This window comes from Methylobacterium sp. AMS5 (assembly GCF_001542815.1).
Taxonomy (GTDB): domain Bacteria; phylum Pseudomonadota; class Alphaproteobacteria; order Rhizobiales; family Beijerinckiaceae; genus Methylobacterium.
Window position 1 is genome coordinate 5,363,805 of record NZ_CP006992.1, and the last position, 15,950, is coordinate 5,379,754.

The following is a 15,950-nucleotide window of genomic DNA, read 5'->3' on the forward strand; positions in this document are numbered from 1 at the left end:
ACGCTTCATCGAGGCCTTCGACATCTGGAGATCGGGTTCATGACACGCCTCACCGCCTTGGGCTCCGGTTGGCTCGCCGTCGCCGCCCTCCTCTCGGTCGGCACGGCTCATGCGCAGGAGGCGGATGCCGATCTGATCAAGCGCGGCGAATACCTGGCGACGGCGGGCGATTGCACCGCCTGCCACACCAAGGCCGGCGGCAAGTTCATGGCCGGCAATTATAAGCTCGATACGCCGATCGGGGCGATCAAGACCCCCAATCTCACGCCGGACGACGAGACCGGCATCGGCAAGTGGAGCTACGAGACCTTCGAAAAGGCGTTCCGTCACGGCATCGGTGACGAGGGTGAGTATCTCTACCCGGCCTTTCCCTTCTCTTGGTACACCAAGGTTTCGGACGACGACACGAAAGCGATCTTTGCTTACCTCAAGTCGCTGACGCCGGTGAAGGAGAAGCGGGAGGACAACGAGATCCCCTTCCCGTTCAACGTCCGCACCGCCCTGATCACGTGGCGCACCGCCTTCTTCACCGAAGGGCGTTTCGAGCCCGATCCGAAAGCCAGCGCGGAGGTGAATCGCGGCGGGTATCTCGTCGAAGGCCTCGGCCATTGCGGCATGTGTCACAACGAGCGCAAGCTTGTGGGTAATTCGAGCCTGGCCGGCCGGTTCGGCGGCGGCGTCATCGACGGCTGGTACGCGCCCAACATCACCCCGGACGGGCATCAGGGTATCGGTGCCTGGAGCGACGAGGAGGTCGTCAGCTACCTCAAGACCGGTACGGCCCCCGGCAACCGGCCGGGCGTGGCCGCCGGACCGATGCGCCAGACCATCGAGGAATCGCTCTCCAAGATGACCGACGCCGACCTGAAGGCGATGGTCGTCTATCTGCGCACGATTCCCGCCAGGCAGACCTACAAGGAGAAGGATCTTCAGGCCTTCAACCAGCCGGGCGCGCCCGGGGCGGACACCTACCTGACCTACTGCTCTTCCTGCCACCGTCCGGACGGCAAGGGCGTCGAGGGCGCGATTCCGGCACTGGCCGGCAACACCTCGATCCAGTCCGGCGGCCCCGAGACCATCATCAACGTGATCCTCGGCGGTCTCGCCGCCCAGAGCGGCTATGCGCCGATGCCGGCCATCGGCCAGGAGATGACCGACCAGCAGATCAAGGACGTCACCGACTACATCCGCAATTCCTGGGGCAACAAGGCTCCGGTCGTGGCCGAGTCGGGTGTTGTCGCGACCGCGCGTGGGAAGATCAAGACGATGTTGGCCGGCAACGCGCCCTGCTCGACCATCGAGAACGAAGGGCTCAAGGCCAGTATCGAGGAGGCCACGGGCGGCGACGCGCTGAAGGGGCTGAAGCCGAACGATTTCGTTCCGGTCCTCGCCCGCATCGCACCGAAAGTGAAGGCCGCCGCGCCCGAGGCTGGCGACGACGGCGTGGTCAACGGCCTGCTCTCGGCCTTCTGCAAGGCGAATCGCAGCGACAAGGATGCGGAGCCGCTGCCCTGGTCGGCGACCATCGGCTCGTTCGGCAACGTTGCCTACAGCCAGGTCAAGAATCCGGAGAAGCGGGCGGAAGCGAGCCCCGACCAGCCGCCGGCCTCGGGGGTGACACCGCCGAAGCCTTGATTCCGGTTTTTACGCCCTACCATTGGCAGGTGCGGTCACCCTTCCCTAACGGGCGAAGGGTGAACCGCGAGGGATCGCACGACGGATCCCGATAGTCCCCGATGGGAGTGCGCGCCTATGCAACTCGGCATGATCGGCCTCGGCCGGATGGGGGGCAATATCGTCCGCCGCCTCCTGCGCGACGGCCACACGGCCGTGGTCTACGACCGCGATCCGAAAGCGGTCGAAGCATTGGTTGCCGAGGGGGCGACGGCCGCCTCCAGCTTGGAGGATCTTGCCGCCAAGCTCGAAGCGCCGCGCACCGCCTGGGTGATGCTGCCGGCCGGCCAGATCACCGAGGAGACGGTGACCGCGCTGGGCGGCTTCTTGAGTGCCGACGACTGCATCATCGATGGCGGCAACTCGTTCTATCAGGATGACGTGCGTCGGGCTCGCGACCTCGACGCCAAGGGTATCCACTATATCGATGTCGGCACGTCCGGCGGCGTGTGGGGGCTCGAGCGCGGCTACTGCATGATGATCGGCGGCCACAAGGATGCTGTCGATCGGCTCGACCCGATCTTCCGCACGCTGGCGCCGGGACTCGGCGAGATCCCGCGCACGCCCGGCCGCGAGGCGCGCGATCCGCGCGCCGAGCAGGGCTACATCCATGCCGGTCCGAGCGGCGCCGGGCACTTCGTGAAGATGATCCACAACGGCATCGAGTACGGCCTGATGCAGGCCTATGCCGAGGGCTTCGACATCCTTCGCCATGCCAACGCGCCCGAGATTCCCGAGGCGCGCCGGTTCGAGCTCAATCTCGGCGACATCGCCGAGGTCTGGCGGCGGGGCAGCGTGGTCTCCTCCTGGCTCCTCGATCTGACGGCCGCCGCCCTGGCGGGCGACGAGCGACTCGAAGGATTCTCCGGTTACGTCGAGGATTCCGGAGAGGGCCGCTGGACCATCAATGCGGCGATCGAGGAGGCCGTGCCGGCCACCGTCCTCTCCAGCGCCCTCTACCGCCGTTTCCGTTCACGCGAGGATGAGAGCTACGCCGACAAGCTTCTCTCGGCGATGCGTCAGGGCTTCGGAGGCCATAAAGAGCCGCCGCGCCGGGGGCCCGCCCCATGATTTCGCTGCCCCCGAACACCGAGTTGATGGCGGATGCCGAGTCGACGGCCCGTGCGGCGGCCGAGCATCTGGTGGCGATGGCCGAGAGTGCGGAGGGGGAGCGCATCGCGATCTGCCTCTCCGGCGGCTCGACCCCGAAGCGGCTCTACGCGCTTTTGGCCTCTCCCGGCTTTGTCGAGCGGGTGCCGTGGACGCGCATCCACTGGTTCTTCGGCGACGACCGGGTGGTGCCGTGGGACGATGCGTTGAGCAACGTCCGCATGGTTCGAGAGGCGTTCGGCCATGCCGCGCCGGTGCCGGCGACGCATCTTTACTTCATTCCCTCCGATCACGGAGCCGAGGCCGGCGCCCGCGCCTACGAGAAGACGCTGCGCGATTTCTACGGGGCTGGCGAGCTCGATCCGGAACGACCGCTGTTCGATCTCGTGCTGCTCGGCCTCGGCAGCGATGGCCATACCGCCTCGCTTTTTCCAGGCAAGCCGGCCGTCGCCGAGCGCACGGCCTGGGTCGCGCCGGTCCCCGAGGCGGGAATGGAGCCGTTCGTGCCACGCATCACCCTGACCTTTCCGGCTCTGGCCTCCTCTCGCTCGGTGCTGTTTCTCGTCAACGGCGCAGGCAAGCGCGAGCCGCTGCAACGGCTCGCCGACGGCGAGGATCTGCCGGCGCGGCATGTCGAGAGTGCCGGGCGCGTGACATGGTATGTCGATCGCGACGCGGCCGCAGCCTGACCCGCGGCGGAACGGTTCGCCCGCTGACCGGCCGCGACACGCCCTCTGCGGCCGGCGCATACGCCTCATTTCCGACGTCGATCTTACCCGTGTATGAACGGCCGACCCTCGTTCAACCGGAGTACTCCGATGGTAGGAGCCGAACACGCCGCCTTGCGGGATCCCTGGCCGCAGCTGCGTCAGCCGCGCCCCGTTCTGCGGCGTGGCCGTATTCTGCCGGGGCCACTGAAGTCGGTCGAACGGCGCGGCCCTAGGCCGGTCTGGGCGGTGAGCGTCGGCGTGGTGGGCCTCTCGCTCGTCGCGACCTGGGCGATCGCATCGCAGATCCGTTCGAGCCCCGCCGACGCGCCTCACATCACCGCTGCGCCGGTTGCCGAGTCGCTTTCGGACGTCTCGCAGCCTGTCCGCATCGTCGGCGCCGCGCTGTCACCGCAGGTCGCGCCGGCGCCCGAGCCGGTTGCGGTTGAGACGCCGTCCTCGGCGTCGCCTGCTGTCGAGGCTTCCGAAGAGAGGCCGCGGGCCGCCTCCGTGGCGGCTGCACCGGCTCCGAAACCCGTCGCTGCCCTTCCGGCCGAACTCGGTACCTTGCCGGTTCTGGAACTCGACGAGTCGACGTTCGACGCGATGCAGGTTCCGGTGCTGGAGAACCCCTCCCGCACGAGTACGCGGGCTCCTGCAAGGCCGTAAAACCCGAGCCCGAGAACAAAAACGCCCCCGATCGCGACGCGAGCGGGGGCGAATTCGTGTGGGAGGTCCCGTGTCCGGCGCTTCGACCCGCCGGATCTTTCATTCGAGTCCGGCTCGCCTCAGGCGGCCATCGGCATGTCGTCCTCGGCCTCGGCCGCCATGAACTGAGCCCGGGCGAGCGCGGCGAAGCGCTGGTTGAGAGCGACCAGTTCGTCGAAATCGCCGGCCTCGACGATCTTGCCGTTCTCGAACACGAGGATGCGGTCGGCGTTGCGGATCGTGGCGAGGCGGTGGGCGATCACGAAGGTGGTGCGGCCCTCCATCACCGTCTCCAGCGCCTGCTGCAGCTTGCGCTCGGTCGCCGCGTCGAGAGCACTGGTCGCCTCGTCGAGGATCAGCATCGGCGGGTTCTTCAGCAGTGCCCGCGCGATCGAGAGGCGCTGGCGCTCGCCACCGGACAGCGACCGGCCGCGCTCGCCGATGATCGTGTCGAGTCCATCCGGCTGGCGCGCCATGAACTCGCTGGCTTGAGCGCGATCGAGGGCATCAAGCATCTCGGCATCGGTCGCGTCGGGGCGGCCGACCTGGAGGTTCTCGCGGATCGAGCGGTTGAACAGCATCGGCTCCTGGAAGACGACGCCGATGTTGTGGCGCAGGCTCGACAGGCCGATGTCGCGGATATCGATCCCGTCGATGCGGATGGCGCCTGCATCGGGATCGAAGGTCCGGTGCAGCAGGCCCAGCGTCGTGGACTTGCCCGAACCCGTGGTGCCGACGAGCGCCACGGTCTCGCCGGGGCGGGCGGCGAAGGTAACGCCGTCGAGCGCGCTGCGGCGGCCGTCGTAGGAGAAGGCGACGTCGTCGAAGGTCACCTCGCCCTCGAACCGGGCGACCTGCTTGGCATGCGGCCGGTCGCGGACGGTCGGCACGGTGTCGAACACCTCGAAGAACTCGCGCATCTTCGGAGCCTGCATGAACACGCCGTTCACGAAGGTCACGACGTGGTCGAGCTTGGTCACGAGCATGGTGGCGAGGCTCATGAAGGCGACGATCTCGCCGACCGTGGCCGCACCCTTCTGGTGCAGGGCGATGCCGGTGATGAAGATCGCGGTCATGGTCAGCGTGCCGGAGGCGCGGGTAGCGACGTTCGCCAGCGCCCACCACGACAGGACCGGAATCTGCACGCGGAGCAGGTCGTGGATGATGGTGCGCATCGCCTCCTTCTCGGCGCGCGCACGGGTGAAGGACTGAATCACCGCGACGTTGCCGAGCGCGTCGGAAGCGTGGGCCGCCAGTCCCGACTGGAACTGCTCGACCTCGCCCTGAAGCGTCTCGGTCCGGCGCATGACGTAGCTCGCCAGCGCCGTGAAGACGAGGACGAGCACGACGAGGATCGCGCCGAGACGCCAGTTCACGAACAGCGTCAGCGGCAGGAGCACGCCGACGGAGAGCAGCGCGGAGAAGTGCTCGCGGAAGAAGTTGAGCCAGACCCAGGCCATGGCGTTCGTGCCTTCCAGCATCGCCTTCAGCACGCGGCCGGAATGGTTGGACGAATGGAAGGCGATCGGCAGTTCGAGCACGTGCTCGAAGAAGTTCGCCATGGTCGAGAGGCGGTTGCGATGGGCGAGCCGGTCGGAATGCAGAGCGATCGCGACCCCCGCACCGATGGTGAACAGGCCGAACACGACCCATGCGACGATCCACGGCGCCAGCGCGGTCGCGGGCGCGTCCTTGGAGAGGTGAGTCAGGCCGTCGATGATGCGGCCCATGATGAGCGGTTCGGCGAAGGCCGCGACCGCGAGCGCGACGTTGGCCGCGATCAGGCCGCCGACCAGACGCTTTTCCGCTGCCAATAGGCCGAGCACCCGCGCATAGAGGCGAATCATCGACATCGTGTTTTCGCTCCCCGCCCCGTCCGGCCGCAGCCGTGGGGATCTTGCCGTTGGGAACCGGGTGGACCCGGCGCCGGCCGACCGGGGGGCTGCGGTTCTCCGCGCAGACACCCCCGGGCAATCGGCATGGGAAGATATGGCTCTTCCCCCCTGAACGGCACATGACGGCGAACAGCCCGTTCCTCCAAGCCCTTTACCGTTCCTTCAGCCTGTTTTTTTAGAAGTTGGGGACGGCCTGCGTGATTGGCCGGGCTTCGGGCATCGGCGTCATGGATCTCGCAACCGGTATCGGGCTGCTCGGCGGCGTCGGCGTCGTGTTCACCCTCATCATGATCGACGGCGGCAACTTCGCCGCCTATTTCGACAAGCACGCGGTGATCGTCATCTTCGGCGGTGCCATCGCCGCGACGATGATCCGCTTTCCGTTCTCGACCATGCTGCACGGCTTGCCGATGGGGCTGCGCTACGCCTTCACCATGCGCTCGGTGAAGCCGCACGAACTGATCGAGGAGATCACCAAAATCGCCGACGTGGTGCGCAAGTCGGGCCCGATCGCGCTGGAGAGCATGGAGATCTCCGATCCGTTCCTGGCCCAGGGCTCGCGCTACATCGCTGATGGTTACGACCGCGACTTCATCCGCGATACGATGGAGCGCGACCGCGACAACTTCCTGATGCACCTCGACGAAGGCTCGAAGATCTACCGTGCCTTCGGCGACTGTGCCCCAGCTTGGGGCATGATCGGCACCATCCTCGGCATGGTGACGATGTTCGCCAACATGTCCGACCCGTCCAAGCTCGGCCCCGCCATGGCAACCGCCCTGCTCGCGACGCTCTACGGCGCCCTGATCGCCAACATGGTCGCCATTCCGATCGCCGACAAGCTTCACGTCAAGCTCGAGGAGGAGGATGTATCGCGCTCCCTCATCATCGACGGCATCCTGCTGATCCGCGACCAGAAGAGCCCCTCGCTGGTGCGCGAGATGCTCATCGCCTACCTGCCGGCCAACCACCGCGAGGAACTCGCTGCGGAAGCGGCGTAACGGGGGCTTGAGCGGTGGCCAAGAAGAAGCGCGGCGGCGCCCACGGCGGTCACGGCTGGTTCGTGACCTTCGCCGACCTGATGGCGCTCCTGATGAGCTTCTTCGTCATGATCGCCGCCTACTCGACCCAGGACCAGAAGAAGCTTCAGGTCGTCGCCGGCTCGATGCGCGACGCCTTCGGCGTGAACAAGGAATCGAAATTCGCCGGTATCCTCGAAAGCGAGGGCATTCCGACGGCGGACAAGTTCAAGCACCTGCGCGACGTACCGCCCGAGCGGGCCACCGACCGCACCACGCCGCCGCAAATCGACAGCGGCCTCGACGACGGCATTCCCGACCGCGGCTATCCCGATGCTTTCGGGCAGGCCGCCGCCTCCCTGCGGCAGGCGATGCAGGACATGCCGGAGGTGGCGGAGCTGTCGAAGAACGTCATCATCGCGCCGACCCGGAAGGGGCTCGACGTTTCCATCGTCGATCAGGACGGCCGCTCGATGTTCCCGGAAGGATCGAGCCGCCCCAACGACCGCACCCGCCGGCTGCTCGAGCGTCTGGCGCCGACGCTGATGAAGCTGCCGAACCGCATCGCCGTGACCGGCTTCACCGCGACGGCCCGTCCCGGCACGCGCGACACCGCCCCGCCCTGGGAGCTCTCGGCCAACCGCGCGCTGAGCGTGCGCGACGTGTTGGCCGGCGCCGGCCTGCCGGACGACCGATTCGCCTCGGTGACGGGCAAGGCGGATACCGAGCCGATGTTTCCCGACAACCCCTATCTCGCGGCGAACCGCCGGGTCACGGTCACGCTATTGTCCGAGCCGCCGCCGACGCCGAACGGTAAAGCCCTGCCCTGAGGGCGCCCCCGCCGACCGCGTCTACTTGGCCACCAGCAGCGCCCAGTAGACCTTGTATTTGGAGCCCGGCGCGTAGGCGGTGGCGATGCCCATCCGCGTCGCCTCGGGAGACAGCATGACGGCCCGGTGCGGAGGGCTGTCGCGCCAGCCTGAGAACGCTTCCGCGAGCGTGTGGTAGCCCGCCGAAAGGTTGGCATCCGCCCCGTCATAGCCGAGCCGGGTCACGGCCGCGCGCACGGTTTGACTCCTGCTCGGACGGTCGGAGGCCGCCATGGCCGCGGCCTCGGTCTCGGCCAGGCGCTGCAATTCGGGATCGATGACGAGCGGGGCGGCGCCGTTGTTGCGGCGATAGGCCGAGATCATGTCCCGGGCTGCCGCCGTATCCACCGCGGTGCTGCCAGTGGTGAGCGGCAGGTACATGCTCGGCAGCCCGGTGGTGTCGGGCGTCATCGTCCGCGCGCAGCCCTGGAGCAGGGCAACGAGCGCGAGCGCCGCAGGCGCGGTGATGAAAGTCCTGTGTCCGAGAGTTTGACGTCCGAGCACGACAACGGCTTTCCGGTGAGCAGAGGGATGAGGTGGCCCCTGCCCCCGGTAAACTCAAGTGTATCGGTGCTGCCGGCCCCCGATATCCTCAGCGCCGGCGCCGTTTCTTCCGAAGGACGCGCCTGCCTATCCGTGGCGTCGGCGGTTCACATCCTGTGATTCGTTCGCTGGGCTATGGGGGGCGGTTTCCTCGGGCGCCGAACTCTTCTTGGCATCATCCGCTCCGGATGCCGCGGGCGCGATCACCTGCGTGGCCGAGCTGCCGACCGCATGGGCGATCTGACCGAGCGCGTCGCGGACCGGTTCCAGGCCCTGAACCGTGATGAAGCTCGAAGCCGGACCCATCGGCGGGATGAACTCGGCATCGGCCAGAGTCTTGAACACCGAGAAATTGAGGTCGCTCTGCACCTTCTGGCCGAGGTTGACGTCGACCACCATGGCGACCAGCTCGAACTCCAGGAAGGGATCGCCGATCTTCTTGAATACCACCCGCGGCGGCGGCTCCTTGAGCACGTCCGGATGGGCCTTGGCGCAGGCGACCATCATCTCGGCGGCCTGGACCGGATCCTTGCTGCGCAGCACGCTGACGGACAGGATGACCCGGCCGGTGCGGTCGCCGCGCACGCGGTTCTTCACGATTCCCGAAATCAGATTCGAGTTCGGCACGATCACGGCCGAGCGGTCGAAGGTCTGGATCTCGGTGGAGCGCACCGAGATCCGCTTCACGATGCCTTCGCTGTCACCGATCAGTACCTGATCACCGACCCGGATCGGGCGCTCCCAGAGCAGCAGCAGGCCCGAGACGAAGTTGTTGACGATCGACTGGAGGCCGAAACCGATACCGACGGACAGCGCGCCGGCGACGATGGTCAGCTTCTCGAGGCTGAAGCCCAGATACGAGAAGGACAGCGCCAGGGCGAGCAGGAAGCCGACATAGCCCGCGACCGTCGAGATCGAGTTGCGCAGGCCGGCATCAAGGTCGGTCGCCGGCAGATAGGTGTTCTCCAGCCAGCGCTGCACGCCGCGGGTGATGAACACGCCGACCCCGAGGATGCCGACGCCGTAGGCGATGGACGACAGCGAAATCGTGACGTCGCCGACCTTGAAGCCGAAGAAGGCCGTGCGGATCGAGGAGAACACGTCCGTCGAATCGAGCCCCCAGGGCGCGAGCGTCAGGAGCGCCGCGACGGCGATCAGCACGACCCGGCCAAAGCCGGTCACCAGCACCGCGATCTGGTTGAGCGAGCGCTTGCGCAGCCCGGTATTGGCCTGGAGCGTGGTGGCGAGGCGGGTCTCCTCGCACAGCGAGCCGCCGATCAGCACATCGACGCTCATGATGAGGAGCCAGAGCAGGACGAGGACGCTCGCGCTCCAGATCAACTGATCGACGAGGAAGGCCGAGAGGGCGACATATCCCACCAAGGGCGCCGCCGCGATCACCGCGACCGCGACCCAGCCGAGCAACCGCAGCGGCCCACCGATATTGGCCGAGGTGTCGGTGCCGACATAGGGGCCGAAACACTCCTCCTCCTTCTCCGCGGTATCGGCGAAGCGATGGAGGCCGACGGCGAGCAGCAGCGCGGCCGTGACGGCCCCGATGCCGCGGGTGGCGATGGAGATGGGCAGAGCGGCGTAGATCGCCGAGTTCAGCGCCTCCGTCGACTTCGACACGGTGATGACCACGGCGATGCTGACGGCGAGCGCGTTGATCCGCCATGCCGCCGCGTCCGAGACCGGCGCCGGACGCCAAGCCGGCTTGTTGACGGCCAGCAGCGCGTCGGCGGTCGCCTCGACGAAGGCGATGAAGGCGATGCCGCCGAGAATGATGCTGGCGACCGGCAGAAACCGGGCGGGCAGCAACTCGGTGACGTCGAGGGCGTAGTAGACGGCGTAGCTGCCTGCGAGCGCGGGCAGCGTGCCGAGCAGGAGCACGCGCCACGCACCCAGAAGCTTGGCCCGCTTCGACGGTGAGGTGACGTTGATGTCCCGGCGGCCGAGCGCCGGGGCGATGTTACGGCGTCCGAAATACAGGGCGAAGGACAGGCCGAAGGCGAGACCGAGAATCAGCAGGTTCCACAGGGTGCCGTTGCGGCGGAACAGGGAGACGGTGTCGTCGAAGCCGCTGCGCAGCGAGCTGATGTCCCGTGGAATGTCGGCGGCGACCCGCATCCACAGGTCTGGGCTCAACAGCGAGGAGCTGCGCTCGAACAAGCCGCGGGTGAAGGCAGCGCGACGGCGATTCGAGATCTGATCGACGATCTGGTCGCTCTGCACCAGCAGCGACTTGGCCAGCCGCTGGGTGCCGTCGATGTCGTTGACCGCCTGCTCGCGCTCGGCCCGCTCACGGGCGACCTCCTCGCCCTCCTCGCCCTCCTTCGGCTTCGGGCCGATTTGCGTCAGCCGCTCGCGCGCGGCCTCCAGCCGTGGGCCGAGCAGCTCGATCACCGACCGCAGCCGGTCGGCGAGCGGGTCGAGCCCATCGCGGGCGCGGGTCAGATCGCCCGCGCCGACATTCTGCCCGGAGATCGCCTTTTCCCGCGCTTCGAGATCCGCCTTGATGGCGTCGAGCCGGTCGCGGAGCGTTTGCAGCGCTTCCGAGACGGGCACCTTGGGCGCTGCCGGCTTGGGAGCCGGCGCGGCCTGCCCGTCCGCCGCAGCCGGTTGCCCATTCGCCGGGGGCGCCGCCGTCTGGTGCTTCGGGGCCGGTGCCGACTGAGCGGCCGGCGCTTGCGCCCCGGGCGAACTCCCCTGCCCGACGGCCGCATTCGGCAGCAGAGCCGCCGCGGTCAGTGCCGCGATCAGAGCCTTGCTGCGCATCATGAGGCGGAGACGGGTGAGAAGGGAGTGTCGTAGCATCGGTGTCCTTCGCGGGGGAAACGGGATCGCGTCGGGTTATCGGCGCCAGGGTAGCCTGGCCGGCCGGTTCGCGGATGGTGTCGCGCGCGGCCACAGCCGCCTGCCCCGCGCTCGACGGGCTCGGTATTCCGCGCCGCCCCTGAGCTAGGGTCATGGCGCGACTTGCCGAGAGGCACGCCGCGACACCTTTTGCAACGCACAACGGCGCGTCGGCCGGGTCTGTGTGCCCGCGTAATGGGGCAAAAGCGTGCGGAACGGAGCGATGGACGCTCTATTCCAAGGAAAATCATAGGCCGCGACGTCACGGACGGTCGGTCCGCCTTCACAAGCTTGTCACGCTGATATTACACTAAGCCGCGATGGACTTGGCCATATCCTCACGCAGCGAGGAGGCGGCGCTGATCGTCCGCCCCGCCACGCTTCGGATCGAACCGGCACGACTCGCCGGTCGGGGAAGCTGTTGGCGTCAAGATCCCTCCCCACCTTTCGTTTCCCGCCAACCCGCCCGAGCGCGACGCGCTGAGGCCGTGGGTTCGGCGCGAGCGCGCGCGACAGCCTGCGGACTCGCGGCCGTGCCGGGGCGTCATGCCCTCCGGCACGGTTCCGAGGCGCCCCCTGGGCTCCGACTGTCGCGGGTACGGCATGGCCCGTCGGACCTTCGGTGTCCGAGGCCGAGGCGCCCGAGGGGCGCCGTCACGAGCAGTGAGTGGCGTCGATGATCGATCTGCAAACCCTGGTGCTCAACGCGGATTACAGGCCGCTTTCCTACAATCCGCTCTCGTTGTGGTCCTGGAAGGACGCATTCACGGCGCTGTTCCTCGATCGCGTCACCCTGGTCGCGAACTACGATATCGAGGCGCACAGTCCGAGCCGATCCCTCAAGGTGCCGAGCGTGGTCGCCCTCAAGAGCTACGTCGCGCTGGCCCGCAGCCCGGCCTTCACCCGTTACAACATCTACCTGCGCGACACCTTCTCCTGCCAATATTGCGGCCTGCGTCTCCCCTCGGGCGGTCTGACCTTCGACCACGTCGTGCCCCGCTCACGCGGCGGCCTCTCCACCTGGGAGAACGTCGTGGCGGCCTGCTCGCCCTGCAATCTGCGCAAGGCCAACCGCACGCCGCACGAGGCCGAGATGCCGTTGCTCAACGAACCGCGCCGGCCGACGCGGCACGAGTTGCACCGGCGCCAACCGGAATTCGACCACCGCCAGTACCACCATACCTGGCTCGACTATCTCTACTGGGACAGCGAGCTCGACAGTTGACCACGCGTCAGCGCAACGGCTGCGGGGGCTCGTTGAACATCGGCTGGTTGGTCGGCCGCGGCACGTAGGCCCGGACGGCGAACCGCTCGACCGGCTGCGACGCGCGGAAGCGCGGGCGCGGATCGCGGTAGGGCATGTCCGGCGGGAGTGCCGTGACGGCGGGGCGTCTCCTGAAAGCTCCGCCGCGGCTCTCGGCTTGCGCATCCGTCATCGCGATCGACAGGCCGGCGAGCGTCGCGGCCGTGAGCGGAAGCAGATGGCGCATGGCGGCTCTCCGATCTCGGTCGCGCGTCAGAACTTGATGGCCGCGCCGCCACGCACGGTGTTCAACTCGGCCTTATGGCCCTGGAAGTCGTTGAACAGGACGTATTGATACTCGCCGCGCAGCAGGAAGTTCGGCGTGATGGCGTATTCGAGGCCGCCACCGACGGCGATGCCGACCACGGTGACCTTCTTTGTCGCTCCGTGAACCGTGCCGGGCGCTGGGATGCTGCCAGGCGGAAAATCTTGATTGAAACTCGAGTAACCGTAGTTATTGATGAATGATTTAGTGGTGCCGGTCTGATTCGACGCGTAAGTCGCGTTATTGTAGCCGTAGTTCTGAACTGTGACCGTGTCGCTTACAGTTGCGCGGCCGACAGCCGCACCGCCCGTAACGAAGGGAAGGAGATTTCCAAAAGCGTAGCCGAGTCTTCCTCTGATTGTTCCGTAATCTTGGATCTTCGTTCTTGCTTGGCCGTCCAAAGTAACGGTGGTGAGGAAATCGTCCTTGGTGATCACCCTGCGGCTGATTCGATCGAAAGTATCCCCGCTCCGTCCGAAAAATGTATAGTCTGCCTCAAGACCCACGACGACATCTTCGAATTGGTAGTTAATGCCGGCAAACACGCCGTAGCTCGCCCCGCCAGAATGAGTAGCGCGTGCAGCGAGATAATGAGATGCGCCCATCTCGGACTCCGCGACTGTGTTGCGGAGCGCATTCGCAACGATCGGCTGGAAGGCGTTGTTGAAGCCGAGGGCCGCGGACGAATAGCCGCCATGTCCGCCGACATAGAACCCGCTCCAGTCGATGATCGGAGCCGGTGCCGGGTAATCATCGTCGTAGCCGCGCAGCACGCCGTAATCGAGATCGGCGGCGAGAGCGGGTGAAACCAGAACGGTCGTCAGAAAAGCCAGGGTCGCGATACGCATCGTCGTCGTCCTCACGCACCGGGCCGTTGCTGCGCCGGGCTGACCCTTTCGTACTAGTTCGGTAACCTTAATTTTTCGTGCCGGACCAACATTGGATGGCGTCCCGAGATCGTGGATTCGTACCCCTGCCCATCGTTTTCGGCGCGATACGCGAGCGTTCGGTGCGTCGGCCAAGACGAGAACGGCGCCCGGGGGTAAGCCCGGACGCCGTGCGTTCCTCAGGAACGATCTTGGTCGATTCAGTTGCCGAAGTTCCGAACGGGAGAGGCGAGCAGGCCGTCGGCGAAGCGGTAGCGAAGGCCGACCCGGAATTCGCTGGCCGTCAGATCCTTCACACGGGTGAGGCCGCCGAACTCGTCCAGTCCACTGCGGATCCGGCCGAGATCGATGTAGCGGTAGGCCGCGTCCACGCTGAAACCGGCACCGATGTCATAGGACAGACCGGCCGTCAGAGCCCAGGCGAAGGTCATGACCGAGTGGTTGGCGCGGAAGGCGGCGTTGCGCGGTCCCGTGCCCGCGGACCCGTCGCAGCCGTCGATCAGGCATGTCGTCTGGGTGTAGTTGCGGCTCATCCGCTTGTCGGCGAAGCCGACACCCGCGCCGACGTAAGGCGTGAAGCCGTACCACGTTCCAATGTCGGCGTAGACGTTGACGAGGCCGGTCAGCACATCGACCTTGCCGGCTTCGAGATTGTAGCCGGTCTCGAACACCGAGCGCGAGGAGTAGCCGCGGAAGGACGAGGCGGCGCGCTGGTCGATGGTAGCGTCGACGCGCAGCCACGGATTGATCTGGTAGCCGACGCCGCCGCCGTAACCGGTCTCGGAACTCAGGCGCAGCCCGACCAGCGGCGGCATGCCCGGATCGTTCGGATCGAGAATGGCATCGTCGCGCGGGTGGTCGTACCAGCTCTGCGTGAAGTCGCCGCGCAGGTACCAGCCGCTGCCGATGGTCACCGGTTCGACTTGGACAGGCGGCGGCGGGGGCGGCGGAAGCAGATCCGCCGCGGCGGCAGGGGATGCGAAGGAGCCGGTCAGAACCCCGAGGAGGGTGCCGGTCGCGAGCGTGGCCGCCAGCGCCAGACGATGCGATGCGATCATGGGAAGCCTCGTCGGAGGCGGCGGCAGGAGGGGCCCGCGCCTCGATGACCGGCAGATTTGCCGATAAAGGTTATGATCGGCTTAACCTTAACCAGCAGGGATCCAGAGATTCAGCAACTTGAAAACAAAAACGGCGCGGAGGGTGTCCGCGCCGTGGCAATACAATCGAAGGTTCGGGAAAATCAGTACTTGCGCACCAGCGGAGGCGGGGGCGCGTAATCGACCGCGGCGACGGCGACCGGGGCGCCGAACAGGTAGCGCAGACCGACCTTGACGTCGTGGGCTTCCAGTTCCTTCACGCGATAGACGGTCTTCGGGCAGTCCGGAGCGCAGGTGACGACGCCGGTCGTGGCCTCGCCCATGTTGAGGTAGCGGTAGGCCGCCTCGAACCTGATGTTCTGTGTCACGGCGTAGCCGAGACCGGCATGAAGGGCCCAGGCAAAGTTCGTCCGCTCGTTGTGGCGGCCGATACCGTAGCCCCCCTCATACGCGCCGAAGCCCTTGTCGGTCACGCCGCCGAAGCTGTGGTGGGCGACACCGACGCCGGCACCGACGAACGGCGTCACGCCATACCACGTGCCGAGATCGACATAGCCGTTGGCGAGGCCGACGATGGAATCGAACTTGCCGCTGGTGACGTTGTAGCCGCCGGTATCGCCGAAGGTCTTGTCCTCGGCGACGAACGTCCACTTGCTGCGGAAGCGGTACTCACCGGTCGCATCGACGCGCAGCCACGGATTGATCTGATAGCCGACGCCGCCGCCGATGAAGTACTGGTTGGAGACCTTGTCCTGCACGACGGCGTAGTCGTACGGCTTGGGCGGATGCGAGACGTCCTCGGCAATGCTCTTGCGCAAGTCGAGCGATCCGTAGCCGCCATCGACCCGAAGGTACCACCCGCCCGCGAACACGTCCGGCTCGGGCAGCGGCTCGGGCATCGGCGGCGGGGGTGGCAGCAGGTCGGCGGCTTGTGCGAGGCCGGGCACCCCGACGCTCGCGAGGAGCGTGAAGGAGCGCGCCAATGCGAGAATTTTGGTGCGGCGGCGCATTACGATT

General features: G+C 66.9%; 14 protein-coding genes. 7 read left to right on the plus strand and 7 right to left on the minus strand.

Features of this window, described 5'->3' with window-relative positions:
• The first annotated feature begins 39 nt into the window (after positions 1-39).
• The 4 genes from Y590_RS23895 (at position 40) to Y590_RS23910 (ending at position 4,160) form a co-directional block, all read left to right on the plus strand.
• On the plus strand, positions 40-1,635 hold the full coding sequence (locus tag Y590_RS23895) for a c-type cytochrome (protein ID WP_060772037.1): 1,596 nt from the start codon (positions 40-42) through the stop codon (positions 1,633-1,635).
• A 117-nt stretch (positions 1,636-1,752) separates the two neighbouring features.
• Positions 1,753-2,745: a phosphogluconate dehydrogenase (NAD(+)-dependent, decarboxylating) gene (gene gnd, locus Y590_RS23900; protein WP_060772038.1), complete on the plus strand. Its 993-nt coding sequence runs from the start codon at positions 1,753-1,755 to the stop codon at positions 2,743-2,745.
• Positions 2,742-3,473 (plus strand): 6-phosphogluconolactonase, encoded by a 732-nt coding sequence (pgl, locus tag Y590_RS23905; protein WP_060772039.1) that lies wholly within the window; start codon positions 2,742-2,744, stop codon positions 3,471-3,473. Before gnd ends, pgl begins: the two co-directional genes overlap by 4 nt.
• 267 nt (positions 3,474-3,740) lie before the next feature.
• Entirely contained in the window at positions 3,741-4,160 is a 420-nt protein-coding gene (locus tag Y590_RS23910; RefSeq protein WP_286161821.1) for a hypothetical protein, read from the plus strand.
• A gap of 119 nt (positions 4,161-4,279) precedes the next feature.
• Here the strand turns inward: Y590_RS23910 and Y590_RS23915 are convergent, their stop codons facing one another.
• Complete coding sequence (locus Y590_RS23915; RefSeq protein WP_060772041.1) at positions 4,280-6,052, minus strand: glucan ABC transporter ATP-binding protein/ permease; 1,773 nt, start codon at positions 6,050-6,052, stop codon at positions 4,280-4,282.
• Positions 6,053-6,321: 269 nt separating this feature from the next.
• Between Y590_RS23915 and Y590_RS23920 the strand changes: the two genes are divergently transcribed.
• Both Y590_RS23920 and Y590_RS23925 read left to right on the plus strand, forming a co-directional pair.
• Complete coding sequence (locus tag Y590_RS23920) at positions 6,322-7,095, plus strand: motility protein A (protein ID WP_060772042.1); 774 nt, start codon at positions 6,322-6,324, stop codon at positions 7,093-7,095.
• 14 nt (positions 7,096-7,109) lie between these two features.
• Positions 7,110-7,943 (plus strand): OmpA/MotB family protein, encoded by an 834-nt coding sequence (locus tag Y590_RS23925; RefSeq protein WP_060772043.1) that lies wholly within the window; start codon positions 7,110-7,112, stop codon positions 7,941-7,943.
• Positions 7,944-7,964: 21 nt separating this feature from the next.
• On the opposite strand, the gene Y590_RS23930 is transcribed toward Y590_RS23925, so the two are convergent.
• Both Y590_RS23930 and Y590_RS23935 read right to left on the minus strand, forming a co-directional pair.
• Positions 7,965-8,393 carry a CAP domain-containing protein gene (locus Y590_RS23930; protein ID WP_060772442.1) on the minus strand — a complete coding sequence of 143 codons (429 nt, stop codon included), beginning with the start codon at positions 8,391-8,393 and terminating at the stop codon, positions 7,965-7,967.
• Between the two features lie 219 nt (positions 8,394-8,612).
• Positions 8,613-11,342 carry a DUF3772 domain-containing protein gene (locus tag Y590_RS23935; protein WP_060772044.1) on the minus strand — a complete coding sequence of 910 codons (2,730 nt, stop codon included), beginning with the start codon at positions 11,340-11,342 and terminating at the stop codon, positions 8,613-8,615.
• Between the two features lie 715 nt (positions 11,343-12,057).
• Here Y590_RS23935 and Y590_RS23940 point away from each other — a divergent pair.
• On the plus strand, positions 12,058-12,606 hold the full coding sequence (locus Y590_RS23940; protein WP_060772045.1) for an HNH endonuclease: 549 nt from the start codon (positions 12,058-12,060) through the stop codon (positions 12,604-12,606).
• Between the two features lie 7 nt (positions 12,607-12,613).
• On the opposite strand, the gene Y590_RS23945 is transcribed toward Y590_RS23940, so the two are convergent.
• The 4 genes from Y590_RS23945 to Y590_RS23960 all read right to left on the minus strand — a co-directional run bounded on the left by Y590_RS23945 (position 12,614) and on the right by Y590_RS23960 (position 15,943).
• Entirely contained in the window at positions 12,614-12,871 is a 258-nt protein-coding gene (locus tag Y590_RS23945) for a hypothetical protein (RefSeq protein WP_060772046.1), read from the minus strand.
• A 26-nt stretch (positions 12,872-12,897) separates the two neighbouring features.
• Entirely contained in the window at positions 12,898-13,797 is a 900-nt protein-coding gene (locus Y590_RS23950) for an outer membrane protein (protein ID WP_060772047.1), read from the minus strand.
• 239 nt (positions 13,798-14,036) lie between these two features.
• Positions 14,037-14,894: an outer membrane protein gene (locus Y590_RS23955; RefSeq protein WP_003601522.1), complete on the minus strand. Its 858-nt coding sequence runs from the start codon at positions 14,892-14,894 to the stop codon at positions 14,037-14,039.
• A gap of 182 nt (positions 14,895-15,076) precedes the next feature.
• Positions 15,077-15,943, minus strand: a complete 867-nt coding sequence (locus Y590_RS23960) for an outer membrane protein (RefSeq protein WP_060772048.1) — start codon at positions 15,941-15,943, stop codon at positions 15,077-15,079.
• Positions 15,944-15,950 lie beyond the last annotated feature (7 nt).

Bases quoted from the DNA above. Each gene is read 5' to 3' on its own strand.
- Y590_RS23960 (WP_060772048.1), bottom strand. From the start codon at position 15,943: ATGCGCCGCCGCACCAAAATTCTCGCATTGGCGCGCTCCTTCACGCTC.
- Y590_RS23930 (WP_060772442.1), bottom strand. From the start codon at position 8,393: ATGACGCCCGACACCACCGGGCTGCCGAGCATGTACCTGCCGCTCACC.
- gnd (WP_060772038.1), top strand. From the start codon at position 1,753: ATGCAACTCGGCATGATCGGCCTCGGCCGGATGGGGGGCAATATCGTC.
- Y590_RS23935 (WP_060772044.1), bottom strand. From the start codon at position 11,342: ATGCTACGACACTCCCTTCTCACCCGTCTCCGCCTCATGATGCGCAGC.
- Y590_RS23955 (WP_003601522.1), bottom strand. From the start codon at position 14,894: ATGATCGCATCGCATCGTCTGGCGCTGGCGGCCACGCTCGCGACCGGC.
- pgl (WP_060772039.1), top strand. From the start codon at position 2,742: ATGATTTCGCTGCCCCCGAACACCGAGTTGATGGCGGATGCCGAGTCG.
- Y590_RS23895 (WP_060772037.1), top strand. From the start codon at position 40: ATGACACGCCTCACCGCCTTGGGCTCCGGTTGGCTCGCCGTCGCCGCC.
- Y590_RS23950 (WP_060772047.1), bottom strand. From the start codon at position 13,797: ATGCGTATCGCGACCCTGGCTTTTCTGACGACCGTTCTGGTTTCACCC.
- Y590_RS23915 (WP_060772041.1), bottom strand. From the start codon at position 6,052: ATGTCGATGATTCGCCTCTATGCGCGGGTGCTCGGCCTATTGGCAGCG.
- Y590_RS23940 (WP_060772045.1), top strand. From the start codon at position 12,058: ATGATCGATCTGCAAACCCTGGTGCTCAACGCGGATTACAGGCCGCTT.
- Y590_RS23945 (WP_060772046.1), bottom strand. From the start codon at position 12,871: ATGCGCCATCTGCTTCCGCTCACGGCCGCGACGCTCGCCGGCCTGTCG.
- Y590_RS23920 (WP_060772042.1), top strand. From the start codon at position 6,322: ATGGATCTCGCAACCGGTATCGGGCTGCTCGGCGGCGTCGGCGTCGTG.